General features: G+C 36.7%; 24 protein-coding genes. 13 read left to right on the top strand and 11 right to left on the bottom strand.

Annotated features, from left to right (window positions below; genetic code table 11):
* Positions 1-2: 2 nt before the first annotated feature.
* The 4 genes from AADJ06_RS08555 to AADJ06_RS08540 form a co-directional block, all read right to left on the bottom strand.
* On the bottom strand, positions 3-1,292 hold the full coding sequence (locus tag AADJ06_RS08555; RefSeq protein WP_341226015.1) for a hypothetical protein: 1,290 nt from the start codon (positions 1,290-1,292) through the stop codon (positions 3-5).
* Between the two features lie 11 nt (positions 1,293-1,303).
* Positions 1,304-1,603 (bottom strand): DUF4907 domain-containing protein, encoded by a 300-nt coding sequence (locus AADJ06_RS08550; protein WP_341226014.1) that lies wholly within the window; start codon positions 1,601-1,603, stop codon positions 1,304-1,306.
* The gene (locus AADJ06_RS08545; RefSeq protein ID WP_341226013.1) at positions 1,596-2,576 is read right to left on the bottom strand and encodes a kelch repeat-containing protein; all 981 of its coding nucleotides are present in this window, start codon (positions 2,574-2,576) and stop codon (positions 1,596-1,598) included. The genes AADJ06_RS08550 and AADJ06_RS08545 overlap by 8 nt, the downstream gene beginning before the upstream one ends.
* Before the next feature lie 455 nt (positions 2,577-3,031).
* Entirely contained in the window at positions 3,032-5,578 is a 2,547-nt protein-coding gene (locus AADJ06_RS08540) for an outer membrane beta-barrel family protein (RefSeq protein ID WP_341226012.1), read from the bottom strand.
* A gap of 326 nt (positions 5,579-5,904) precedes the next feature.
* Here AADJ06_RS08540 and AADJ06_RS08535 point away from each other — a divergent pair, with 326 nt between their 5' ends.
* Together AADJ06_RS08535 and AADJ06_RS08530 are read left to right on the top strand one after the other, a co-directional pair.
* A complete protein-coding gene (locus AADJ06_RS08535) occupies positions 5,905-6,837 on the top strand; it encodes a sensor histidine kinase (RefSeq protein WP_341226011.1) in 933 nt (310 codons plus the stop codon).
* On the top strand, positions 6,834-7,559 hold the full coding sequence (locus AADJ06_RS08530; protein WP_341226010.1) for a LytTR family DNA-binding domain-containing protein: 726 nt from the start codon (positions 6,834-6,836) through the stop codon (positions 7,557-7,559). The genes AADJ06_RS08535 and AADJ06_RS08530 overlap by 4 nt, the downstream gene beginning before the upstream one ends.
* A 54-nt stretch (positions 7,560-7,613) precedes the next feature.
* Here the strand turns inward: AADJ06_RS08530 and rpsJ are convergent, their stop codons facing one another.
* On the bottom strand, positions 7,614-7,919 hold the full coding sequence (gene rpsJ / locus AADJ06_RS08525) for a 30S ribosomal protein S10 (protein WP_111371182.1): 306 nt from the start codon (positions 7,917-7,919) through the stop codon (positions 7,614-7,616).
* A 209-nt stretch (positions 7,920-8,128) separates the two neighbouring features.
* Here rpsJ and AADJ06_RS08520 point away from each other — a divergent pair, with 209 nt between their 5' ends.
* Positions 8,129-9,001, top strand: coding sequence for an aldose 1-epimerase family protein (locus tag AADJ06_RS08520; protein ID WP_341226009.1), 873 nt, complete (start codon positions 8,129-8,131; stop codon positions 8,999-9,001).
* A 106-nt stretch (positions 9,002-9,107) separates the two neighbouring features.
* On the opposite strand, the gene AADJ06_RS08515 is transcribed toward AADJ06_RS08520, so the two are convergent.
* On the bottom strand, positions 9,108-9,308 hold the full coding sequence (locus tag AADJ06_RS08515; RefSeq protein WP_341226008.1) for a type II toxin-antitoxin system VapB family antitoxin: 201 nt from the start codon (positions 9,306-9,308) through the stop codon (positions 9,108-9,110).
* Between the two features lie 138 nt (positions 9,309-9,446).
* Between AADJ06_RS08515 and AADJ06_RS08510 the strand changes: the two genes are divergently transcribed.
* Together AADJ06_RS08510 and murI are read left to right on the top strand one after the other, a co-directional pair.
* Positions 9,447-12,071: a valine--tRNA ligase gene (locus AADJ06_RS08510; protein WP_341226007.1), complete on the top strand. Its 2,625-nt coding sequence runs from the start codon at positions 9,447-9,449 to the stop codon at positions 12,069-12,071.
* 78 nt (positions 12,072-12,149) lie between these two features.
* Positions 12,150-12,908 (top strand): glutamate racemase, encoded by a 759-nt coding sequence (murI, locus tag AADJ06_RS08505; protein WP_341226006.1) that lies wholly within the window; start codon positions 12,150-12,152, stop codon positions 12,906-12,908.
* On the opposite strand, the gene recO is transcribed toward murI, so the two are convergent.
* On the bottom strand, positions 12,901-13,590 hold the full coding sequence (gene recO, locus AADJ06_RS08500) for a DNA repair protein RecO (RefSeq protein WP_341226005.1): 690 nt from the start codon (positions 13,588-13,590) through the stop codon (positions 12,901-12,903). The genes murI and recO overlap by 8 nt on opposite strands.
* Positions 13,590-14,402, bottom strand: coding sequence for a 4-(cytidine 5'-diphospho)-2-C-methyl-D-erythritol kinase (gene ispE, locus AADJ06_RS08495; protein ID WP_341226004.1), 813 nt, complete (start codon positions 14,400-14,402; stop codon positions 13,590-13,592). Before ispE ends, recO begins: the two co-directional genes overlap by 1 nt.
* Before the next feature lie 223 nt (positions 14,403-14,625).
* Here ispE and rplS point away from each other — a divergent pair, with 223 nt between their 5' ends.
* From rplS to AADJ06_RS08470, 5 genes are all read left to right on the top strand, one after another.
* Positions 14,626-14,979, top strand: coding sequence for a 50S ribosomal protein L19 (gene rplS / locus AADJ06_RS08490; protein ID WP_341226003.1), 354 nt, complete (start codon positions 14,626-14,628; stop codon positions 14,977-14,979).
* Between the two features lie 111 nt (positions 14,980-15,090).
* The gene (gene dapF, locus AADJ06_RS08485; RefSeq protein WP_341226002.1) at positions 15,091-15,861 is read left to right on the top strand and encodes a diaminopimelate epimerase; all 771 of its coding nucleotides are present in this window, start codon (positions 15,091-15,093) and stop codon (positions 15,859-15,861) included.
* Between the two features lie 259 nt (positions 15,862-16,120).
* Positions 16,121-17,683: a transcription termination factor Rho gene (gene rho, locus AADJ06_RS08480; RefSeq protein ID WP_341226001.1), complete on the top strand. Its 1,563-nt coding sequence runs from the start codon at positions 16,121-16,123 to the stop codon at positions 17,681-17,683.
* Positions 17,684-17,867: 184 nt separating this feature from the next.
* Complete coding sequence (locus AADJ06_RS08475; RefSeq protein WP_341226000.1) at positions 17,868-18,407, top strand: OmpA family protein; 540 nt, start codon at positions 17,868-17,870, stop codon at positions 18,405-18,407.
* Positions 18,408-18,433: 26 nt separating this feature from the next.
* Positions 18,434-19,057: a hypothetical protein gene (locus AADJ06_RS08470; protein ID WP_341225999.1), complete on the top strand. Its 624-nt coding sequence runs from the start codon at positions 18,434-18,436 to the stop codon at positions 19,055-19,057.
* A gap of 80 nt (positions 19,058-19,137) precedes the next feature.
* Here the strand turns inward: AADJ06_RS08470 and AADJ06_RS08465 are convergent, their stop codons facing one another.
* Genes AADJ06_RS08465 through AADJ06_RS08455 form a run of 3 tightly spaced genes read right to left on the bottom strand, consistent with a single transcriptional unit; the run spans position 19,138 to position 21,335 of the window.
* The gene (locus AADJ06_RS08465; protein ID WP_341225998.1) at positions 19,138-19,659 is read right to left on the bottom strand and encodes a shikimate kinase; all 522 of its coding nucleotides are present in this window, start codon (positions 19,657-19,659) and stop codon (positions 19,138-19,140) included.
* Between the two features lie 27 nt (positions 19,660-19,686).
* Complete coding sequence (locus AADJ06_RS08460; RefSeq protein WP_341225997.1) at positions 19,687-20,802, bottom strand: BT_3928 family protein; 1,116 nt, start codon at positions 20,800-20,802, stop codon at positions 19,687-19,689.
* Positions 20,799-21,335: a DUF1599 domain-containing protein gene (locus tag AADJ06_RS08455; RefSeq protein WP_341225996.1), complete on the bottom strand. Its 537-nt coding sequence runs from the start codon at positions 21,333-21,335 to the stop codon at positions 20,799-20,801. Before AADJ06_RS08455 ends, AADJ06_RS08460 begins: the two co-directional genes overlap by 4 nt.
* An 88-nt stretch (positions 21,336-21,423) precedes the next feature.
* On the opposite strand from AADJ06_RS08455, the gene folP reads away from it, so the two are divergent.
* The 3 genes from folP to AADJ06_RS08440 all read left to right on the top strand — a co-directional run bounded on the left by folP (position 21,424) and on the right by AADJ06_RS08440 (position 25,655).
* On the top strand, positions 21,424-22,260 hold the full coding sequence (gene folP / locus AADJ06_RS08450; protein ID WP_341225995.1) for a dihydropteroate synthase: 837 nt from the start codon (positions 21,424-21,426) through the stop codon (positions 22,258-22,260).
* Positions 22,261-22,366: 106 nt separating this feature from the next.
* Positions 22,367-24,466, top strand: a complete 2,100-nt coding sequence (locus AADJ06_RS08445; protein ID WP_341225994.1) for a fibronectin type III domain-containing protein — start codon at positions 22,367-22,369, stop codon at positions 24,464-24,466.
* Positions 24,467-24,539: 73 nt separating this feature from the next.
* Positions 24,540-25,655, top strand: a complete 1,116-nt coding sequence (locus AADJ06_RS08440) for an acetyl-CoA C-acyltransferase (protein WP_341225993.1) — start codon at positions 24,540-24,542, stop codon at positions 25,653-25,655.
* The last annotated feature ends 25 nt before the right edge of the window (positions 25,656-25,680 follow it).

The raw sequence follows: 25,680 nt of genomic DNA, 5'->3' as shown, positions 1-25,680 counted from the left end.
GCTTACTCCCCATAATAAACTATCAGTTTTGCTTTAAAGGAAGCATTGTCAAAGTTTCCTAAGTATACACCGCCAAATGTTCCGTTCACGGTTCCGTCATCTCCAGGAATTACTTTGAATCCCTTATTTTGTACGCCCTGGAAAAGAATGTTTTTGAAGTATTGCGTCAGGTCAAAAGTGTAATAACTGGTAAAAACTAGGTCTTCTGGGTTATAAACATAGGTGCCCGTTATCTGGTTGCCATAAGCATCCGCCATGGCTGCCTCTATTTCGTTATTAAGATTTATGGTGTATAAAGCCAAAGAAGCAGGTGGCGTAGGCGTTTCCGTTAAACTTTTTCTAGTAGAATAAAGCACCATTTGAACCTGATGAATGCCTGCGAGGTCGGTAATTTCCTTTAACTGACTTATTCCCGGTATTTCAATTTTACCTGATAATCCAAGTCCTGCATTTAAAACAAATTCATTGTTCATTAAAGAGGCATTCACTTGTTCGCCTGGGCTTAGGCTATTTAAAGCATCAAAATCGGAAAGGTAGGTGTAATGGTTAAACTGAGCATTATTTACTATAAGTGGGAAGTCAAAAGTGTATTGAATATACGTGTTTTGTGTATGTGTATAAAGACGTATATCTGCATTAGTGGCATTAAAAACACTGAGCGAGGTATTATTTTGCCCCCCTTTTAATACCAATCCTTTTATGATTTTCAAAAGACTAGGATTGTCTTCTCTGTAGCTGGTTTGGTAATAATCCCATATTTTTGAAGCCGTGGCTGCATTTAAAGTAAGCTCTACCAAGGTGTCTTTAGAAGGTCTAAGCTTCCATATTTTTTCGGCTATGTGGTTTGTTTCCGCGGGGTAAGAAAAATTGCTCAATTGTGCATCACTTGTTGGTATTTCAGAAATAAGTTCGTGAAGCCTAATGGTTTGAAAAGCCGTGGTGTCTCCTATGTTTCCGTTTAACCTCAGCTGAATTTTGGCAGAGTCTAAAACCATACTTTCAGTAATGTTATATGCTCCGTAGTTGGTACCCGGTAAGCTCACTTGAAAATATGCCTCGGAGCTTATCGCTAGCCTACTGTTCATGGTGTAGCTACCTACTTGAAGCTGTCCCGATGCTGATGTGTAAGTACTGTCCTCTTTCACCGTGAAGCCTTCCACACGCATGGTGTCTACCATGACGGTGTTTTGATTTATCTGCGAATCTACATCGAGGGTTACGTCTAAACTACCTGAGGTACAAGACATAGCAATACCTCCGATCGCCAGAATTATGGCAATTATATATTTCATTTTCTAAAGCTTTATTTGATTTGGAGCGAGTCTATTTCTGACAATTTTATGGTGGGAGGGAACACCCCATTTTCTAATTTTAGTAGCATTAGTGATGCTACTTTTTTAGCATCTTCTTCACTAGAAAACGGCGTGTTTCCTGCTTTCCCCGGAATATATTTTTGAGTAATAAATGACTTATTACTTTTTATTATTTCATAGCCAAACTGGTCTTGGCCTAGCTCCAGTACTTTATAAGAGTAGCTGGAGCTAGGTTTACAGGCTATAAGACCGAGTGTAATTAATATGGAAAGTCCAATGTTTTTATTCATCGTCTTGAACTATGTCTGGCGTAAATTTCCAAAGGTCGTCGTATCGTGAAAGGCCGTTTGAACCTGTGGCCACGTAGCCTTCATTATTAATAGTCCATGCTACTGGGTAGTTTCTGGCACTGCCTTCAAAACTGGTTACTTCATTCCACTCACCTAGGTCATCTTCGCCTCCGGTGGTGTATTCCCAAACGGTGTTGCTAGAAGAACCTCCGGCTATAAAACCCTTATTGTTCAAAGAAAAACCAAAGCCGTATGACCTTGCCACGGTAGTTTCATCAAAGTCCAGCATTTCTATCCATGTTTCTGTAGCGGGGTCATACTGCCATAAGTCAGAAAGGTTGATGCCGTTGTTATTTCCAGTACCTACATAAGCTTTACCGTCAATCACAAAGGAAGCGGCACCCACTCTTTTAGAGCCACCAATGCTCGTTATTTTGGTCCAAGTATCTGTAGCTGGTTCGTAAGAGTAAAAGTCTTTGGTGTAGTTTCCGTCATGGCCGGTGCCTACATAACCTTTGTTAAGAAGCGTAAAGCTAACGGCGTTTCTTCTGGCAGAGCCAGGGAAATCTGATTTTTGCTCCCAAGTGTTGCTAGTAGGGTCGTATGCCCAAAAATCATTTAGTTTATTGTCTTCAATATCTAAACCGGTGCCTACGTAGCCTTTGTTTTCAATATTTAAACCTACGGCAGCTGTTCTGGCTGTTCCAGGGAAATCTGCTATTTGAGTCCAAGTGTTTTTTGATGGGTCAAACTTCCAGAAGTCACTTAGTTTGTAATTGTCTTCATCGGCTCCCATTCCTAAATATCCAAAATCGCCAATAGAAAAACCTACGGCGGCATACCTCGCTAAACCGTCTAAATCAGATAGTTTAAACCAGTCGCCATCTGCTGGGTCTACGTCGGAGGTGTCGCAGCTTTGAAGCCCAAAAATAGTGAGAAATAGTAGAGGTAAGATTAAGCGTTTTTTTTGCATTGTAAAGTTTATATGTTTCTTATTCTTGTCTACGATAGGTGCGATGCAAACGCGGCTTTAATAATCTCGGTTTTAACATTAATTAAGGACTGATTAGGTATTCAATTTTTCTAGATACCCCAGTGGGGTACATTTTTAATAGAAAAATGCCTTTTCGTTAGAAATGATTGTTTGATTTGGCGGGATTTGGCTTAAATGAAAGTCGAAATTGTGACAAATATGTTGATGAAGGCTTCTAGCAGGTGAGCTATAAAATGGCATATCAAATATTTGACTTTTTACAAAAAAAGAACCTCTCTGAAATTACAGAGAGGTCTCGAATTTATAGTTAAACCACTAACCATTGCAGTTCTTGTAAATCAACTGCGTTTATCTTTTAGGCCTGATAGGTATATGATTTTATCATAGAGCAGAAGGAATAAATTAGCGGCCCGTCTGCTGTAAAAAGGCTTTTTTTAAAATGCTCCTGAGTCGCTATCTCCACCACCTTTTTGGTCAGTGTTGTTAACAGATCTCGTTTTCTTTTTCTCTACAAATCTCATGTTTCCAAGTTTATATGAGAATGTAAGTTTTACGTTTTGGTTGTGTATGTAGTTTACACTTTTTTGACTAAAAAGGTCTGAGCTCGAAGTGGAAGTTCTAGTCATTCCGTTTACAAAATTGTCAAACGCAATACCGATACTTCCTTTTTTCTCATTGATGTCTTTTTTCACTCCTAGTGAGTAAAAAGCCATTCCGGACTCTTCTCCTTGAAGAGAAACTTTATTGCCTCTGAAGCCACTAAATGCTTGTAAACCCCAGCCTTTATTAAGGGATAATTGTGACATCATTCTACCACCCAATACTATACCATTATTGCTTGCTAATTCAAAGCCATCAATTGTTTGAACTTGACCTTCTAAGTAATTGTAATAAACGTCAAACCCTCCATTTATGCTCCATTTTTGTGTTAAGAAAACATTACCAAAGAAGTTTAGTCCTGCAACTTTCTGCTTCCCTATGTTTTCATAGGTAGTTATTAAGGCTCCTGCTACGGTGTCAGAAGGAGAAGTTAACTGCAGAATAGAGTTGTTGGTTTGTCTTCCGAAGAACGAAAGGTTGATATAACTTCTCTTTATAGACTTGCTAAAACTAAGCTCCAAGTTGTTTGATACCTCTGGTGTTAAGCTAGGATTTCCTATGGTAATAGATTGAGGATTAGACGCATTATAGTTAGGGTTTAACTGCTGAAGCCCTGGTCTTTGAATACGGTTATTATACGCGGCTTTTACCGTTAGTCCGTTCTTTAATATTTTGGAGATATTTATGCTAGGAACAAAGTTTTGGTAGCTAGATATATCCAATGGGAGTGCGTTGTCAATAGCATCAATATTAGTATGCTCATACCTTATACCTGTTTTAAACGACCATTTGTTTTTGGTAGATAGCGTATATGAAACATACCCAGCTGCTATATTTTGATTATAATTTAAATAACCAGAAGGCTGAGAAGCACTTTCTTGTAGGTTACCCAATGTCCCAAAAAGGTATTGGTAATCACTATTTACTTCTCTGAAAATTCCTTTAACACCTACTTCAAAGAGTTGTTTGGTGCCTATTGGCATCATATAATCAGTCTGAACTGTGATTTCTTTGTTTACATTCCCATTAATGTTTTGCTGGCCACTCATGAGCTCACTATTCATAGAGAATATTTCGGCATCAAAATCATTCGTTAGGTTGTTTTGACTGTACTGTGTAGAGATAGACCACTCATGACTTGGCTTGAATATTTTGATATAATCAAGGTTTACATCCACATTGTTTGACTTATTAACTGTCTCTACTAATCTATTTTGTTCTGATGTTAGAACACCATTATTAAAAGAGGAAATAATCATGTCTTGGTCTTGGTTGAAATTTCTAGTACCAAAAGAGACAGAGGCATTAAGGTATTCTGTTTTACTTAACTCCACATCCATTCCAAGATTATACCTTCCAAACATTCCAAAATCCTTAGAGTCTCCGTCTTGGATTGTTCCAAATGTATTTGCACCAGAAATGGTCGTTTGCTCTAATGTATTGGAGGCTTTATTATAAAATGACCTACCAAAACCACCTAAAGAGAAACCTACTTTACCTATTCTTAGGTTTCCATTTAAGCCGAGGTTAGAACCACGAACTCCAACACCAGAATTTAGGCTTAAGTTGAAGCCCTGGATGGTAGATTTCTTTGTGTTAATATTTATGATACCGGAAGTACCTTCGGCGTCATATTTGGCAGATGGTGAGGTGATTACCTCTACACTCTTTATTAAGTCGGCTGGAATCATCTTTAGAGCATCGGCTACAGAACTCGCCACTATGGTAGAAGGTCTGTTGTTTATCAAAACCTTGATGTTAGAACTTCCTCTTAATGATACGTTTCCGTCAAGGTCGACAGATAGCATTGGCACTTTTCTTAATACATCTGCTCCGTCTCCGCCTTTTGACGTAAGGTCATTCTCTGCATTATATATAAGCCTGTCTACCTTTTCTTCAATGATTGATTTTAGACCAGTTACGGTGACTTCGTCCAATACCTTTGATGAGATAGCAAGTTTTATAGTTCCTAAGTCAATATCGTCACCTTTTTTGATTTTGATGCTTTCTATGACTTGGTCTGTATATCCAATAAAACTGGCTTTCAATGAATATGTGCCAGGGGCAATTTTCGTAAACTCAAATTTTCCGTTTTCATCGGCCATTGCTCCATCCACTACTTTACTGTTGATTTCGTTTATAAGAGCTACATTGGCATATTCTACCGCAATTGTCACTGCTGAATCTATTACAAAACCTTTGATTTTAGCATTACCTTTAGGGGAATCCTCATTATCAAAGTCAAAAGTTTTAGTTTGTTCTGTGGAACGACTTGGTCTTCCGTTGCCATCTCCACTTGGAGGCCCTCCGCCTCTTTGTGCATAAGTAGTACTAAAAGAAAATAGAGTTATAAAACTCCAAAAGAAAAATAGCTTTTTCATAGATATATTGTTTTTGACTTTACAAATGAAATCTACTTTTAGGGCTTAATTTTTCATATTATATGCTATACCCTAAAAAGTCGACAATTGGGCTTTTTGAGAGATAAATGGACTAGTCGGGAAAAAAGGGGGAAATATCGAACTTTAATATACAAGGGTAGATATTTTGCTGATGGATTTTAAAACAAGCTTACATTGCGGCACAATATGTTTATATTATGATAGCTCAATTTTTTAGAAAGAATAGATTATTCCTTTTGCACCTAGTATTCTGGTGTGTTTACTTTTCTTTCTTTTTCTTCATAGTTTCTTGGCCTAAAAGGGGTATGGAACCTAATTATTTAAGGTCGTTTTTAGATGCCATCATGCAGGTTTCTACCATGGCTACTATTAGCTATTTTAACTATTTCGTCTTACTGCCCATTGTATTAAAGGAGAAAAAAAATGGAAAGTATGTATTGGGCTTAATTGCCAGTTTAGCTTTTATAGTAAGTGTTCAGATTTGGCTGAAGCGGATGATTTACATGGAGGCTTCTGAAAGAGCTTTTTCTTTTTTATACTCTTCTAAGTTTATTATTCAGCATGCTTTTAGTACAGTGGTAATAGTCACTTTTGTCTCTTTGTTACGTTTTTTGAAAGATTGGTTCGAATTGGACGCAAAACGTAAGGAGATTGAGAATGAGAAATTGGCTACAGAACTAAGGTTTTTGAAAGATCAGATAAACCCACATTTTCTTTTCAATACACTGAACAATTTATATTATTTAGCTCATACCAACTCCCCAAATACGAAGGAGGTTATTTCCAAACTATCGCAAATGATGCGATACATGATTTATGAGGCAAATAATGAGCTAGTTCCAGTTTCTAAAGAAATAGAGTATATCCAAAATTATATTGATTTAGAAAAGCTCCGCTTAGAAGATGACTTTCCTTTAGAGTTGAGTATTGAGGGTGAGTATATAGGCTTAAGTATTGCGCCTTTAATTTTCATTACCTTTTTAGAAAATGCCTTTAAGCACGGAACCACGCATTCCAATGAAGGTTCATGGGTAAAAGTTAAATTCAAGTTTGAAGGGGAACACTGCTATTACGAGGTCACGAATAGTAAAAATGAGAATGTATCGGAAGGTGAAAAGTCTGGAATAGGCTTGAAAAATACCATGCGAAGACTTAATCTTAGTTATGAAAACCAGCATAGATTAGATATATTGGAAGACGATAAAACTTACCAAGTTAAACTCGATATCGATTTATGAAAATCAGGTGTATAATAGTGGAAGATGAGCCTTTGGCAAGAAAGCTCATGGAGGAATATGTAAGAACTACGCCTTCATTAGAACTTTTGAAATCATTCGGGAATCCGCTGCAGGCTTTAGAGTTTTTGAGAGAAGAGGAGGTTGATTTGCTTTTTTCTGATATTCAGATGAAAGAGATTACCGGCCTTACGCTTTTGAAACTCTTACAAAAGAAACCTATGGTGGTACTTACTACGGCTTACTCGGAGTATGCTATTGAAGGTTTTGATTTAGATGTGACAGATTATCTTTTAAAACCTATCACTTTTGAGCGTTTTCTGAAAGCCGTGGAAAAGGTATCACAACGTTTTAAGGAAAAACAACCGGTCATAAAAGTGGTGGAGAGTCAGGAAAGCGTTCCTTCCAATGAATTTATCTTTATTAAAGACGGTACTAAGTTGCTTAAAATTAGACTGAAGGATATTTTATATATCCAGTCTTTAAAAGATTACGTCAAAGTCAAAACAGCCAATAAGCAGATAGTAAGTTTGCAAACAATGAAGTCCTTAGAGGAGTCTTTGCCATCTAATATGTTTATCAGGATTCATAACTCTACCATTATAGCTTTTGAGGCTATAGAAGAGATAGAACGAGATAAGGTGAAGATTCTTGACCAATTTTTCCCAATAAGCGACTCTTATAAGAAAGCATTTAAGGAATTTATCGATTCCAAAAAGGTATAAAAAAAGCCTTTCAGATTTCTCTAAAAGGCTTCTTAATATTCTTAAGAATTAAAGTTATACTTTAATCTCAACATCAACACCAGAAGGAAGCTCTAATTTCATTAGGGCGTCTACAGTTTTAGGACTTGCAGAGAAGATATCTATCAATCTCTTGTAAGTACATAATTGGAACTGCTCTCTAGACTTCTTAGATACGTGTGGAGAACGAAGTACTGTGAATTTCTCTTTACGTGTTGGTAAAGGAATAGGACCGCTAACAACTGCTCCAGTTGATTTAACTGCCTTAACAATCTTCTCTGCCGATCCGTCCAATAAATTGTGGTCGAATGACTTAAGTTTAATTCTGATTTTCTGTGCCATCAGGTTCTGCTTTTTTATTTGTTACAAATGCCGCCGCCGAAAGAACCATTCACTCCAGCTCGGTATAATGGGCTGCAAAAGTAGTGGTAATATTATAATTAAACAAAGTAAGTCTGTGAAGTTTTAAGATTTTGAAGATGAAAAGCAACCATACCTATGGTATAACCAACAATTTTAAGGTTCTTTCGACATAATTTAATATCAGAAAGATGATTTTCCTAGAAAACGACTCGCTCAAAGTTTGGATAAAACCTAAAGGAGCTGAGCTACGAAGCCTTGTTAATAAAAAAACAGGCATAGAGCATATTTGGGACGCCGACCCTGTTTTTTGGGGGAAAAGCTCACCTGTTCTTTTTCCGATTGTCGGAGGTTTGAAAGACAGTAGCTATGTATATGAGGGCAAATCTTACACTTTACCGCGTCATGGTTTTGCTAGAGATAATATGTTTGAGCAGGTCAGCAGAGATAAAAATCATGCTACCTTCAAGTTTTCTTCATCTGATGAGACTTTAAAGGTATATCCCTTTCACTTTGATTTCTATATAACCTATCAGCTAGAAGGAGCTTCCTTAAGTGTGCTATATAAGGTTGTGAATATAGGTAAGGAGAAAATGCTGTTTTCTTTAGGGGCTCACCCAGCATTTGCTGTTCCGTTTGAAAAGGGAGAAGCCGCTTATGATGATTATTCTTTGGCTTTTGACGAGGATGAAAATTTAAAGCGTTGGCCATTGAGTGCTGAAGGTCTGATAAAAACGCAACCTTCTGACTTATCGCTGGAAGAAGGGAAGCTAAACTTGACCAAAGAGTTATTTGAAGAAGACGCTTTGGTGTTTAAGAGTCTAAAGTCGGAGTCTATTTTGTTAAAGTCTGACAAGTCTGAAAACTATCTTAAGTTCACTTTTAAAGATTTTCCTTTCTTCGGGATTTGGGCAGCTAAAAACGCGAATTTTGTTTGTTTGGAGCCTTGGTGCGGTATTGCAGATTCTGTTGACCATAATCAAGACCTATCTCAAAAAGAAGGTATAAATGAATTAGCCGCTGGCCAAAGTTTTGAAAGAAGCTGGGCTGTGGAAGTCGGTTGAGTAAGATTATTTGATTGTCTTTAAAGGTATTTCATGCTCAATCATTTCAAAGTCTTTGTTTTTAAATAGAGTAAAGTGATTTGATTATGGACGGCATACCAACATTTTAGTCATTTTTTGGACTTCTCCATAATTTTAAGTCTCCCTTCCAAGATACTTTTCCTTTCATTTCAAAAAGAGCAAGTTTAGACATCTTTGCAATGTAGGCTTCTAAAGCTTGGTCCACAATATCTTTTTCGGTTTTTAGCCCAGTCAATTGCCTTAGGACTTCAATCTTTTTCTGATCTATTTCTATATTGGTTCTCATTTGTTGAAAATTCTATACACCAAAGATGCTTATTTTCATACGCTTTGAAAAATCTACTTCCTAAGCAATCCAAATTCCCTAATTTTGCGGCTTCATTTAATGGTCCTTTAAAAAGGCCTTTTTTAATAAGCAGACGGAATGGAAATTTCAAAGACGTATAATCCCAAAGAAATAGAGGATAAATGGTATGAGTATTGGATTGAAAACAAGTTTTTCGCTTCAAAACCAAACCCAGACAAAGAGCCATATAGTATTGTCATTCCTCCGCCTAACGTCACAGGAGTGCTTCATATGGGGCATATGCTCAATAATACCATCCAAGATGTGCTTATTCGTAAGGCTAGAATGGAAGGTAAAGAAGCTTGCTGGGTTCCTGGAACAGACCACGCCTCTATAGCCACAGAAGCCAAAGTGGTGGCCATGCTTAAAGAGAAAGGTATAAATAAGGACGACCTCACCAGAGAAGAGTTTATAGGGTATTGCTGGGAGTGGACAGAGAAATATGGAGGAATAATTCTTAGTCAATTAAGAAAACTAGGTGCATCGTGCGATTGGGACAGAACTCGCTTCACCATGGAAGACGCCCTCTATGAGTCTGTGATGGATGTTTTTGTAGACTTATATAATAAAGGCGATATATACCGAGGGTACCGCATGGTAAACTGGGACCCACAAGCTAAAACTACGGTTTCTGATGAAGAGGTGAATACAATAGAAAGACCTCAGAAACTTGTTTATATAAGGTATGAAGGAGCGGATGGTGATGTGGTAATAGCCACCACCAGGCCAGAAACCATCATGGCAGATGCTGCTATATGTGTAAATCCTGAAGATGAGCGTTTCCAAAAGTTGATTGGTAAAACGGTCAAAATTCCGCTTATCAATAGAGAGATAAAGATAATAGCCGACGAATACGTGGATGTGGAGTTTGGTACGGGTTGCTTAAAAGTAACGCCAGCTCATGACCAAAACGACTTTGAATTAGGCAAAAAGCATGATTTGGAAGTAATTGATTTACTTACAGACGATGCTAAGCTTAATGAGAAAGCTCAAATTTTAGTAGGTGAAGATAGGTTTGTAGCTCGTAAGAAAATTATCAAAATGCTGGACGAAGCAGGGCATTTGGTAAAAGTGGAAGACTACACTTCTAATGTGGGTACTTCAGAGAGAACTGGTGCGGTGATTGAGCCTAAAATCTCTTTGCAGTGGTTCCTTAAAATGGAAAGATTGAGCGAGCCAGCTCTGAAAAACGTAATGGATGATACCATTAAGTTAATTCCAGGTAAGTTTAAGAATACTTACAGCCACTGGATGGAAAATGTTCGTGACTGGTGTATCAGCCGTCAGCTTTGGTGGGGACATAGAATTCCAGCCTTTTATATGGAAGATGGAACATGTATAGTAGCCAAAACCAAAACAGAAGCTTTACGCATAGCAAGAGATAAATATCAATTATTTGCTCTTAGTGAAAAAGATTTGACCCAAGATGAGGACGTTCTTGATACTTGGTTTAGTTCTTGGCTCTGGCCAATGTCTGTTTTTGATGGCGTAAGAAATCCTGAAAATGAGGATATCAATTATTATTACCCAACCAATGATTTAGTAACCGCTCCCGAGATTTTATTCTTCTGGGTAGCCAGAATGATTATTGCGGGTTATGAATATAAGGGAGATAAGCCTTTTGAAAATGTTTATCTGACAGGAATTGTAAGAGATAAACAAGGCCGTAAAATGTCAAAATCTTTAGGGAATTCTCCTGACCCTATTGAGTTAATGGAAAAGTATGGTGCAGATGGTGTAAGAACAGGAATGCTTTTCAGCTCTCCTGCTGGAAACGACTTGCCATTTGACGAGAAACTATGTGAGCAAGGCCGAAACTTCTCTAACAAAATGTGGAATGCATTTAGGTTGGTGAAAGGCTGGGAAGTAGCGGATTCTGCTACTGCGGTTGAGAATCCAGCTATAAAATGGTTTAGGTCAAAACTGAATCAAACCATAGCTGAAGTAAAAGACCATTACGATAAATATCGTATGTCTGATGCTCTTTTGAGTACTTATAACCTTATCTGGAACGACTTCTGTTCTCAGTATCTTGAGATGGTAAAACCTGCTTATGTAGATGGGAAAGGATTGCCAATTGACAAAACAACCTATGAGGCAACTGTAACTTTCTTTGAAGAGTTAATGCGTTTGGTGCATCCATGGACGCCATTTATTTCGGAAGAAATTTGGCAAAATTTACAAGAAAGAGACGAGAAAGAATCTATTTGTTTGGCTCCATTTCCAGTAGGAGGAGAAGTAGACCAGACTTTAATAGGTCACTTTGATGAGCTTTTCGAAGTGGTTTCTTGGATAAGAAACACGCGTCAATCGAAACAGATTTCTCCAAAAGAGGTTTTAGACCTGAATGTTAAAACTTCAGATTCTTCTAAGTTTGAGGTATTGTCTTCTCTTTTAATTAAGTTAGGAAACCTTTCAGGGATTTCCTTTGTGGATGAGGCTTCTGGCCTTACCATGGTTCTAAAATCTGATGAGTATGGTCTAGACTTAGGCGATAATCTTGATGAAGAAGCTGAAAAGGAAAACATGTTGAAAGAGCTTCAATATGCTAAAGGCTTTAAAGTTTCTGTAGAAAAGAAATTAAGCAACGAGCGTTTTGTGAATAATGCAAAACCAGAAGTTGTGCAGCGTGAAAGAGATAAATTGGCTGATGCGGAATCTAAAATAAAAGCCTTAGAAGAGGCTTTGGCTAAGATGGGCTAATTGCCCAAAGTTTTAGCTTTTATTGTGCATTGTCTTTAGGTGATTTATATTTGAAAACGGACCTTTTAATTTTCAAGTTTGATAGGAGTTTTTGATTCTGGAATTGGTGGATTAACCTTACTTCATGAGCTTACCAAAAAGCTCCCAAAGGAAAACTTTGCGTACTATGCGGATGTTGCCAATGTTCCTTATTCTTATAAAACGCCTGAGCAAATTCTAGGTTTTGTTGAGAATGCAGTACTTTTTTTAAGAAAAAAAGGGGCTAAGATGATAGTATTGGCTTGTAATACTGCCACTAATGTAGCCATTGAGTATTTAAGAGAGAAATACAGTTTTCCTATTGTAGCTATTCAGCCTGCGGTCAAAGTAGCGGCAGACTTTGACGATTCTAAAAGGATTTTGGCGGCAGCTACCCCAGTAACATTGGCAGCTAATCGTTATAAAAACCTAGTGGCTTCTCTTGCTATAGAAGATAGAATAAGCAATGTAGCTTTACCTAAGTTGGTCGAATTTGCTGAAAAAGGTGTTTTTGATGGAGAAGAGGTGGAGGGCTATCTAAAAGAACAAATTGAAACTTATAATACCCAAGATTACCATTATATGGTTTTGGGCTGCACTCATTTTACGTTTTATGAAGATTTGATTGAAAAACTTTTCGAAAACCTGAAAACGGTTGACGGAAATGAAGGCACAGCAAATCAGGTCAAAAGGATCTTAGAAAAGGAAGGACTGCTAAAAACGGAGGGTTCTGGTTTAGTTTCTTTTTACGAGTCTGGCGAGGTGGTAACTAACCTTGGCAAATATGTTAAATTAATGCTTCGCCTTCGTGCTAATTAACCAATTGTCTTAAAACTTGAAGAGACTTTAATTCTCCAAATTCCTCTTGATGTATTCTGTAAAAGGCAAGCATAACATCTAGAAGGTGGTTTCTGAAGTTTTTGTTGACAAGAATTTGGTCAGTAAAATCTGATTGAAATAATAGATTAAGGTATTTCTTAGTCTCTGTTTCCACAGGAATATGAATTTCAAACTCGGTAAATTGTGTTTCAATTTCGTCAGAGCTTTGCGGAGCAAAACCTAAATGGTGAGAGTATTTGGCGAGAAAAGTTAAGTGAAAAGTATCAATATTTTCCTTTTGAGCATCAAGTGTCAATATAGCTTGGTATAGAAAGAAAAAGAGTTGCTCATTGTCAATATGCTCTTTTAGCGTTTTATTAAGTACTTCGTTTAAGAATATAGCAATACTAGACTTTTTGATATCATAGGGGATGCTGAGGAGGGGAGTAGTGCATTTAATCTCTGATATTCTGTGCAGGTCTTTTTTGTCATTATGGTAAACCACCAAGTCAAGAAGGGTCATGGGTTGAAAAAGAGCAATTTTATTTTTCCCTTTAGCCGTTCTTACGCCATTCTCAATATAACTCTGGATGCCAAAGTTTTCTGTATACACTTTGACAATAATGGACGTTTCCCTATAAGGAATGTAGCCAATCACTATGCCTTTGGTTTTGTGTAGCATTACAGCATTTGGCCTTGCCAAGTGGTTAAGCCTTCAAAATGTTTTTTGGTGTCAATCGTTTTATCAAAAATACCATAAACAGTAGAGCCGCTGCCTGTCATAGAGGCATAGCAGGCACCTAGTTGATATAGCTGTTCTTTGACCTCTTGAATTTTAGGGTATTTTTTTGCCAAAGGTTCCTCGAAATCATTTGTGATTAATCCTGCCCACCCTGTCATAGGTGATTTAATAGCATCTAATAAGTCTGATTTAGGAAGAATTGGTGTGATAGCCCCATAAGCTTCTGCCGTGCTGATGTGAATGTTTGGGTTAACTACAATGATTTTGTAATCTGAAAGGTCTAAATCTATTTCTTTAAACTTAATGCCTCTGTCGTAACAAAAAACAGGCTTGTTCTTAATAAAAAACGGGCAGTCGCTGCCTAGTTCAGCAGCCATACTTTCGAGCACGTCGTCGTTTAAATTTAATTTGAACAGCTCGTTGAGCAACTTTAAAGCAAAAGCTCCATCTGCAGACCCTCCACCAAGGCCAGCTCCCATTGGTATAACCTTATGAAGGTGTATTTTGACACTCTCTTCTTTAGGAATGAGATTCTTTATGAGATTATACGCTTTAATGATGAGGTTATTTTTGGTATCTCCAGGAATGTCCAAACCGGAAGAGTTAAACGCAAAACTATCAGATTTGCAGGTTTCCAAAGCATCTTGCCATGCTATTGGGTAAAAGATGGATTCGATATTATGAAAGCCGTCTTCTCGTTTATTCAGAATGTTAAGGCCGATATTGATTTTGGCGTTTGGGAAACTTATCATTGAAATTAGCTAGCTTGTAGAGCAAAGGTAAGTATTGTAAAGCTAAGTGTATGATATGGTACTTAGGATTGTATGAAGTTTTCTGGCTTAAGATTCTTTCTTGTAGACGTTTGAAATTAATTAAAAATAAATTACCTTTGCGGTCTGTTTTTAGATACGCTACATCGATTCCTGAACCGTAGCCTCTTTCTTTAGATGTTTATACTATATAATAAAGAATAAAATGAGCGATTTAATCAAAATGGTAGAGCAAGAGCTCGCCGGAGAACAAACTGAGCATCCAAAATTTAAAGCTGGAGATACAGTAAATGTTCACGTACGTATCAAAGAAGGAAACAAAGAGCGTATTCAGGTATTTCAAGGTGCTGTAATTCAAAGAAAAAATTACGGAACTAATGGTGAAACTTTCACAGTAAGAAAAATCTCTAATGGCATTGGTGTTGAGAGAATTTTCCCTATCTTGTCTCCTAGTATCGAAAAAGTAGAGGTACTTAGAAAGGGACGAGTGAGAAGAGCTAAACTTTACTACTTGAGAAACAAGCACGGTAAAGCAGCTAAAATTAGAGAGCAGAAATAAAATATTTAAGAATATAAGTAATAGCTTTTTCATAATTTGTGTTGGAAAATGCCGCCTTGATAAGGCGGCTTTTTTTATTTATAATTTTTGAAATCTATTTACATTTGCGGCATGAATTTTTTTAAATATCAAGGCACCGGAAACGACTTTATCATGATTGATGATAGAGAGCAAACTTTCAATCTTACAAAAGATGAAATAGAAGTACTGTGTCATAGAAGGTTTGGTATAGGAGCTGATGGACTCATTCTTCTTCAAAATGCAGAAGGCTACGATTTTAGAATGGTCTATTATAATGCAGATGGAGGAGAGGGGAGCATGTGTGGTAATGGTGGTCGTTGTATTGTGAGGTTTGCTCACGATTTAGGGGTTTTTGAGCATGAGACTACTTTTATAGCGGTTGACGGTAAACATGAGGCCTCAGTAAGTACAGACTTAGTTTCTTTGAAAATGACCGACACTAATGCCGTACAGGTAAAAGATGGTCTGCATTTTTATGACACAGGTTCTCCACACGTTATAAAATACATTAATAACTTAGATGAGCTTGATGTAGTTCAAGCGGGAAGTGCTATTAGGAATAGTGAGTTCTGGTCAGTTAATGGTGGTACTAATGTGAATTTTGTGGAACCACTCGGAGAACAAAAAATCAAAGTACGTACATACGAAAGAGGAGTAGAGGCAGAAACCTTTTCATGCGGTACGGGTGTAACTGCATGTGTTTTGGATCGGTTTGTGGTTGATGCTTGCCAATCTCCTATTGCAATTGTCACTAAGGGAGGAGACTTGGAAGTCTCTTTTGAAGTAAATACAGACAGAACATTCACTAATATTTACTTGAAAGGTCCTGCTAAAAGGGTTTTTGAAGGAATATTAGCTTAAATGATAGGTTTTTGTATAAATCTTTATCGAAATGTATTGACTTCTAATTTTTTTCGTTTTAACATTGCATTGGAATCTGACTAGACCTCATAGATTCCATCTCAACAACTCTAGATTTTTGCTTTTCATAGAAAATATTCGGCACTATCTAGTATCACCAATTTAATTTGAAATCAAATTTAACTTAAGTTTTAAAGTGCGTGTTAGGGTCAATGTCTATTGATTATCCTACGCTAACTTATTTTATAAAATCATTTACATGTATCAAGAATCGGATTTAAAGTCTAAGCTTTTACCAGAGTTGAAGGCTATTGCAGGCGAATTAGGAATAGACGTTAAGGGCCTTAATAAGAAAAGTATTACTGACAAAATTCTTGAAAAAGGTAATACCAAAGCTCCACAAAAAGAGGAGTCAAAGCCTGCTGCGGATAAACCTAAAGAAGAAACTCCTTCTAAAAGGCCAAGAACCAGAAAACGAATTCAAAGAGATACTAAGGATTCAGTTCCAAATGGGGAGGAAACTGTAAAAAAGGAAGAAGAAGAGGATATAGACTTGTCTGATTTAGAAGAGGAAATTCCAGATATTACGGATGAAGATTTAGGTCTTTCTGATGAAGAGGAAGATATGGATCCTGCGGAGAAGAAAAAGAGAGATGATTATTCGAAAGGGATAAAACGTCAGTTCAATAATTTGATAAAAGAATTTGACGGCTTAATTGATAATGAAGGCGTATTAGAAATAATGTCTGAAGGAAGTTACGGCTTTTTGAGGTCTCCTGATTATGATTATTTGGCTAGTCCAGATGACATTTACGTATCTCCTTCACAAATAAAGCTTTTCGGATTAAAGACTGGAGATACCATTAATGGAACCGTAAGACCACCTAAGGATGGAGAAAAATATTTCGCTTTACTTAAGGTTATTTCTGTCAATGGAAAAACGTCGGAAGAAATAAGAGATAGAGTTCCTTTTGAGTATTTGACACCACTTTTTCCAGAAGAAAAGATAAAGTTAAGTACCAAGCCTGAATTAATGTCAACAAGAGTTTTAGATCTATTTGCACCTATCGGAAAAGGGCAGAGAGGGATGATTGTGGCACAGCCTAAAACAGGTAAAACAGTTCTTCTAAAAGAAATAGCTAATGCTATTACTAGAAATCACCCTGAAATTTATTTGATTATACTTCTTATTGACGAACGTCCTGAGGAGGTGACAGATATGGCCAGAAGTGTAAGAGCGGAGGTTATTTCATCAACTTTTGATGAAACGGCAGATAAGCACGTAAAGGTTTCTGGAATGGTGCTAGAGAAGGCTAAAAGGCTTACAGAGTCTGGTCACGACGTGGTGATTTTACTTGATTCTATTACAAGATTGGCGAGAGCTCATAATACTGTAGTACCTTCTTCAGGGAAGATATTGTCTGGTGGTGTGGATGCCAAAGCACTTCATAGACCTAAACGTTTCTTTGGAGCAGCTAGAAATATAGAAAATGGAGGTTCTTTAACCATTATTGCTACGGCTTTGATTGATACGGGGTCTAAAATGGACGAAGTTATCTTTGAAGAATTTAAAGGTACAGGTAACATGGAGCTGCAGTTAGACAGAAGATTGGCGAATAAGCGAGTTTACCCTGCTATTGATATTATGACTTCAGGTACTAGAAGAGAAGACTTACTGATGCATAAAGATGAAATGAATAAGGTTTGGTTGCTGAGGAAATATATTGCGGATATGAACTCTATGGAAGCAATGGAATTCTTGTTAGATAAAATGAAAGGAACTAGAAGTAATGAAGAATTCTTGTTGACAATGAATAGGTAATTTTCATTTCAGATAGATATAATTTTTAGGTCAGGTTCTCTTTAAGTGAGAATCTGACCTATTTTTTTTAAGAGGGTCTGTATTTTTACGATGATAATTGTATATTTATCATGCTGATAGTGAAGCTTTCACGGTTGGCATTGTTTTTTAATAACTCAAACCTTTTTTAAACCCCTAAACAATCATGAACAGAATCTTGATTCCACTACTTATTGTGTTGTGGTCTCTTCTGTATAGTTGGTTTTGGAATTGCGAGCGGAAACCTCACTGTTCTACTGGAGAATATGATGGCGACAATATGGCCGTAATAGCACCAGCAGAACCAGAAGTAGAAGTTGTAGAACCAGCACCAATATTAGAAGATGCAGCAGCAGAAGAATTACTCTTCGAGCCTTTGGATGTTTATTTTGAATCTGCAAAGTCTAGTATTACACGAACTGAGGAGTTAGATAATTTTTTAGCTACCGCCAAAAAGTATTTAGCAGCACATCCCGATAGGAAACTGAATATTGTCGGTCATTCGGACAGTGACGGTACTGATGTTACTAATGATAGACTCTCTTTGGAAAGGGCCAATCTTTTGAAGAATCTCCTAATTCAGGATGGTTTTACAGCAGGACAATTAATTACTTCTGGTATGGGAGAGAAAGCCCCTATAGCCTCAAATGATACTCCTGAAGGAAAAGCAAAAAATAGAAGGGCCACAGTAAGACTGGCTGATTAATTAAGATAAACTTTAAAATTAAAACGATGGAAAATATAAAATGTCTAATCACTAATTTCCCTTGGGATATATTTTTACTCTGGTTGCTGCCTTTGTTATTGTTATGGTGGTGGCTTCAGAAACAAATCAATCGATATAAAACACATGCTTCAGAGTTACAAGATAGAATCAACTTCTTAGAAGGTGAATTAGAAGCATGCAGAAATAGCAAAGTTTCTAAAGCCGCTCCAGTAGATGTAAGTGGGTATAAAGCCACAATCAGCAAATTGGAGTCAGATTTGGCTGCTTGTAAGAAAGCAGGAATAGCTGCGGCGGCGGCGGGAGCGGCAGCAGGTGCGGTGGCCGCAACTGCTGGAGTTTCTACACCGGTAGCTTCTATGGCTCCTAAACCTACTAAAAAGGATGACCTGAAAGTAGTGGAAGGAATCGGACCTAAAATAGAAGGACTATGTCATAATGCGGGTATTTATACTTTTGGAGACTTAGCAAACGCTTCCTTTGATACTTTAAAGGGTATTCTAACGGCAGCTGGTTCAAGGTATCAAATGCATGACCCAACTACCTGGCCTGAGCAGTCGGCATTAGCTAGAGACGGAAAGTGGGACGAATTAAAGAAACTACAAGACGAGCTTAATAAAGGTCGTAAGTAATTAATTTAATAGGATAGTAAAAGAGCCGACTCAAATAATTGAGTCGGCTCTTTTTGCTGTTTTGTATCTGTATAAAGAAGTCAAACTTTTCTAGGAAACTGAGCTTCCAGAATCCAAAGAATTGTGCTAGCGTCCGTATCTCCTTCAATAATGATAGATGCAGTACGGTAGATGTCTATTCTTTTATTATAGGTATTTGTCAACGTTTCTAGAAGGTTTTCGTTTTCTAGTTTAAACATTGGTCTATTGTTTCTTCTAGAAGTCCGCATTCGCTCTTCGAGCTTGTCAGGAGAAACGTCTAAGAAAATGCTAATTCCATTTTCTTTAATGTAGTCCATGTTGTCAAAGAAACATGGTGTTCCTCCACCTAGAGCTATCACTAGCTTATCATTGACCGGGATTTTCTTGAGTTGTTCAGATTCTTTTTTTCTAAAATACTCCTCGCCCTCTAGCCTGAAAATTTCGTTGATTTTTTTTCCTTCACTCACTTCTATTTTACGATCCAAATCTATGAAATCGTAATCGAGCTCTTTTGCTAAGTTTCTTCCTAATGTGCTTTTACCTGACGAAGGCATTCCTAACATAAAAATATTAGTGGTCATTCTTTAAATCTTTGTCTTTGTTCTTGATTAATGGTTTAATAATTCTAAAACCTTTTTTTCGCTTGGAATATTGTGACTACTCCATTTTCCTTTTACAACGCCATCTTTCAACAAAATAAGAACTGAATTTGTTCTTGCCATTGCTTTTAAAACTTTTTCATCTGTATTGTAAAGTTCGGCTGGAAGAAGGTTAGCTTGATAATTAGTATTGATATTTGACAGTATTGCCGAAGTTAGCAGCAAGCTTTCTATGTTATCATTTTTGAGTTTATCCGCTAAATTTTTAAGGTCGATTAGCTCATCGTTTGATATTTTTTCAAACTTCTTAACAATTATAAAAAGTTTCTCGCCTGAGAAAGATTCTTGGGTTATGTCATTTCCTTCAATATCGCTAACGCCAAAGTCAGTAATTTTAGGGCTCAGTAAACTTTCATTTAAAACTTCAGAAGAGAGGTATTTGTATTTCGTAGTATCCATTAAATACTCCATCGAACTAATTTCTTCGTTATTAGTTTTGTCAAGAAATGTGTACTCTATTTCAGGTTTTATACCAGTAGGCTTCATTTGCTCAGGTAAGCTAAGGCCTTCAGCATACGGTAAGAAGTCAAGAAGAGGTAAGTACCTTTTAGCGTAAATACCAATACCAAAAGCTAAAAGCGTTGCAATAATGGTTGCAGTCTTAGCAAAGTCAGTTTCTTTGAAATTTTTTCTATTTATAAATATGATAAGGATAACAGCCAGACTTATGATGTCTTTATAGAAGGAATGCCATGGTTTCAATTTTAAGAAATCACCAAAGCACCCACAGTCTGTCACTTTATTAAAGTAAGCCGAATAGAAAGTAAGGAACGTGAAAAAAGCCATTAGTAGAAGTACAACCCAAGATGTCTTTTTCATTTTGAAAGAGAAGAGTAGAGCGACCCCTAATATTAGCTCAGAAGCACAAAATATTAGCGATAATAATTGACTTTGGTGAGCAAAGAATTCAAACAAGCCAGAAAAGGCAGGTAAGTCAACAGCAAAAACTTCAAAGTATTCTTGAAGTTTTAAACCTGTACCGTATGGGTCAACCACTTTAACAAAGCCAGAAAATATAAATTCTAGCCCAACAAGAACTCTAGCAATATTTGCAATTAATTTCATTCTTCAATTTTTTGATTCTGTAAGTGTATTAAACAGAAAACCGCATAATTAATTATGTCCTGATATCCAGCCTCAATGCCTTCTGAAATAAGTGTTTTACCCTGATTATCTTCAATTTGCTTTATTCTTAAAAGTTTCATCAAGATAATATCGGTCATGCTGCTTACTCGCATATGTCGCCAGGCCTCTCCATAGTCATGGTTTTTGTTGAATAACAATTCCATTACTTTATCTATTTCGTCTTGATAGGCCGCAGGCAGGTCAGTTTTGGTTTCCTCCTTTTCATCTATCAAAATTAAGGCCATTACACAGTAATTAATGATGCCTATAAACTCAGAAACTTGCCCTTCATCTACTTTCGAGAAGCCATTCTCTTGTAATGTTCTAATTCTTTGTGCTTTGATGAATATTTGGTCAGTAATGGAGGGTAATCTCAGTATTCTCCAAGATGTTCCATAATCAATGTTTTTCTTAGTGAAAATGTCTCGGCAGTTAGTGATAATGCTTTTGTATTGGTCTTGAGTTTCTTGCATTGCAGCTTTTTTTGTTGCTTTGCAAAGCTATAAAATAAAGGTAAATAAATGTCTTAAATTTACTAGCTATGGTACATTCTTTAGGCAAATGAGAAACTGGATAAACATTGAGGGGAAATTAGTAAACATGGAACAACCCAAAATAATGGGAATTCTAAACGCTACCCCAGATTCCTTTTATCAAAAAAGTAAAATTTCTCTATCAGGTAGTCTCGAGCAAAAAGTAGTGGGAATGATTGCTGAAGGAGTTGATATCTTAGATATAGGTGGTTACTCTACCAGGCCAGGAGCGGATGAGGTAGGGACTAATGAAGAATTGGATAGGGTTTTACCTATTATAGAGTTTATTCATGCTCGATGGCCAGAGATAATGGTGTCAATTGATACTTTTAGGTCAGATGTTGCAAAAGCTGCTGTTGGGCTGGGGGCTAATATTATTAATGATGTGTCTGGAGGAGTCTTAGACTCAAAAATGTATCAAACAGTTGCGGAGCTAAGTGTCCCTTATATTTTAATGCATATGAGAGGCACACCAAAAACTATGAAAAGTTTAGCCATCTATGACAATGTAGCATTGGAAGTTTTAAAGGAGTTACAATCTAAGGTTTTTGAATTGGATATACTTGGAGTAAAAGACATTATAATAGACCCTGGTTTTGGCTTCTCTAAGTCATTAAAACAAAATTATGAGTTACTAGAGCATTTAGATATTTTCAAAAGTTTAGAATTACCATTATTGGTGGGTCTTTCGAGGAAAAGGATGATTTGGGAATATTTAAATATTTCTCCTGAGGACTCTCTAAATAGTACTACTGCCTTAAACGTAAAGGCAATTATCAAGGGTGCCTCTATCCTAAGAGTTCATGATGTAAAACAGGCTGTGGAGCTTAAAAAAGTGATTTTTGAAAAGGCATGGTCTTTGTAATAAAGAGCCGTAAAATAATTTTCTTCATTTTTACTATTAAAAGCTTTTACCACACCATATAAAACCTATATCTTTACCATATCCATAAAATAAAAAAAGCTCTTAAATGAAAAATTATACTTACGTGTTGGCCAAGAATACTGTTCTGGCTTTCTTGGTCATGTTTGCATGGTCAGGTGCAGTAGCTAAAACTGTAAATTTAGCTCCATTGTTACCAGCCGATGCCCCAACTCAGGTTGCCTTTCAGACAAATGGAAATGGTATTGATGGTAGGATTCAATGGGTTTACCCTTCTACGTCTTTACTTGATGATCCTGCTTCTGCGGAGTTTGTTGTAGAACAAAGTGTTAATGCAGGTGCTTGGGTATCTGCAGGTGCTAATGTGCCATTTAATTCTGGTACAGATTACACTTTGCCACTTACTGGGATGGTAGATGGTTCTACCTATAAATTTAGAGTTAAAGTTATATCATCTACTGAAGAGTCTCCATGGGCAGAAAGTGTTGATTATCCTTACAGTGAACTTACAGGTTCTACTACTATTTCAGAGCTGAATAAAACACCAAACGCTATAGTTATCGGAATTGTAGATGGGGTTTCTGGTGAAGATGGTTATAGAATTTACATTAAGAAAGCAGGTGATGCTGCTTATCAGTTAAATAGAACATTATCTCTAGGAAGTCCAGAACAGAGTGTTACTATCTCGGGTTTAGACCCCAACACTTTTTACAAAATCTATGTAACTGCTTACAAGGGGGATAATTCTAAAATAAGTAATAATATTACCGTTAAGACTAATAGAGCACTGCCTCCAACGCCTAACTCTTTTACTTTTAGTAATTTATGTCCTGAAAAAGTGACAATTAATTTTTCTTTCGACGATATTAGTCAATTTGACGAGTGGGAATTGAGGATGAATGGAAATATAGTTGGTTTTGGAACTCCAGACGCTACATCATATCCAATCGCAGGTTTAAGTCCGGGTGTTAATTATAATTTTGTAATTACAACAAAAAATGAAACAGGAATTAGAAACTCTAGTGTTTTAGCTGTTCGTACTCCAGCATATATGGCTCCAGACGGACCTATGAACATTACGGACCCTTATGATATTACCACGAATTCAATGACTGTGGCATGGCTTAATGGTCAAGAAGATCTTGCTTGTTTAAATAAGATTCGTGATGAGATAAATTTATTTGTACACATAGAGAAACGCGATGGTACCGTTGAAGATAGAATTTATTTCACGTTTAAAGATGCTACATCTTTCACAATACCTGATTTGCCTATGAAAGCAAAGGTTACGATTACGCTTTCTGCCTTAAATAATACGCACAATTTAAGAGGTTATGGTGAAAGACAGGTGATTGGGACAACATTAGGACCTCCTATTACTCCAGTAGATTTAGGAGCTACTCCTCAAACAAACCATTTAGGTGATGAGGAAATTTTAGTAACTTGGAATGAGTATGCTGATGATGAAGAAGGAAGTATTGTTGAGGTGAAAGTTGGAGATGGTGAATATAAAGTGATTGGCAAAATCAACGCTAATATTGCAATCTTTACTTACAAGCCAGTTCAGGAGGGTGTTACTTATACTTTCAGAGTTAAAGCTTTTAACGAATATGGTGAATCTAATTACTCTGAAGAAGCAACAGCTACTCCGGAGTATTCTACTGAACCAAATGCTCCGTACAACCTTAATGTAGTATTGAATGGCACTACGGCCGTTTTAACTTGGTTAGATGACGCAAATAACGAAAGTGGTTTTGAAGTGTGGAGATCTGAAACTTTAGGTACTGCTGGAGATAAGATAGGAGAGGTTGGAAGAAATGTTACTACTTTCTCTGATGATGCTATTTCTATGGGTATGACCTATTATTACTCTGTGAAATCTGTTAACAGTGTAGGTAGTTCTGATGCCGTAACTACTAAATTTACTTATGGTACAGATGCAGGTACTGTTGGAATAGTTAATGTTTATCCTAACCCTACTGTTGATTTATTAAACTTGAGAGTGGATAATGCTAAAGCTGCTACAGTTTCTATTGTCAATCAAAGCAATAGAAGAGTACTTAGCAAAAGTGTAGACTTCGAAAATGGAGAAGTTAGTTTAGATATATCTAATTTTACTCCAGGTGCTTACCAAGTGGTAATCATGACTGGTGATAAGAAAATTTCAAGAAAGATATTCAAATACTAATAGTATAATGTCTATAAATTAAAAGGTCGACCAAACGGTCGACCTTTTTTTATGCCCTATTTTTGTGTTACTTATGAAAAATGAGGTGTTTATTTATGATTGTTTGAGAGTTCCTTCTGGGAAAAAGGGTGGGATTTATAAAAATGTTTTGAGTGAAACGCTCAGCAGTTTTCTTATAAATAAACTCTTAGAAAGAAACTATAAAGCCAAATCAGTTGTAAGTGAACTTTTGCTAGCTAATAGTATTGGTACTATGGGGAATATGGCAAGATATGCTGCTCTAAGTAGTAGTTTAGGAGAGTCTGTACTTAGTTCTACTATAGACCTTCAATGTGGTGGAGCTTATCAAGCAATAAAACAAGGGGATGCTTTAATTTCAGCAGAAAGAAGTAATGCTCTCATAGTGGGAGGCATGGAAAGCAATTCTCTAATGCCAACAAGGGTTTATAATAAAAATGACCCTAGATATCAAGATGGAGAGCATATTAAGGTGGCTAGCTTTTCACCGCATAATGAGATTGATTTAAAAAAGGCAGCGGAGAATTTAGCTTTGAGATATGACTTGTCTAAGCAAGAAATGTTTAGATGGACATTAAGGAGCCATGAAAAGGCACGTGGGTATATCGATAGTGATTTATATTCAAAACATGTGTTGTCATTTAATAATTCTGGCGAACAACTGTTTAGAAAAGATTTGACTATCGAAAAGTTGGAGCGTTTGCAAACTGAACATCTCATAGATAGAACTAACTCTGCAGACTATCATGATGGTGCTGGACTTATTTTATTGGGTAATGAGGGTGCATTTGATAGTAAACCTTTGGCAAGACTTGTTGATGTACAGATTATAGGAGTTAAACCTAATTTGGCTCCAGAAGGCTGTATTTCTGGAGTAGAGGTGTTGTTAAAAAAGAATAAACTTAAGATTAATGATATTGACCTTTTTGAGGTCAATGAATCTTTTGCTTGTAAGCCACTGGCCTTTATGAAACATTTTACAATCCATGAAGGTTTGATAAATATTCTAGGAGGAAATTTAGCCTTTGGTCACCCTTTTGCCGCTTCGGGTGTTTTAAATCTTATTAATTTATTGTGTGCTTTGAAACTTAGGAGAAAAAAGTATGGTTTAGTTTCTGCTGGAGTAGCAGGAGGTTTTGGATGTGCTATTTTAATTGAAAACATCGATTGATAACAAAGAGAATACTTAGTAACGC

The organism is uncultured Arcticibacterium sp. (genome assembly GCF_964021845.1).
Taxonomy (GTDB): domain Bacteria; phylum Bacteroidota; class Bacteroidia; order Cytophagales; family Spirosomataceae; genus Arcticibacterium.
The sequence above is the reverse complement of the archived record's forward strand: the minus strand, read 5'-3'. Positions and strand labels throughout refer to the sequence as shown.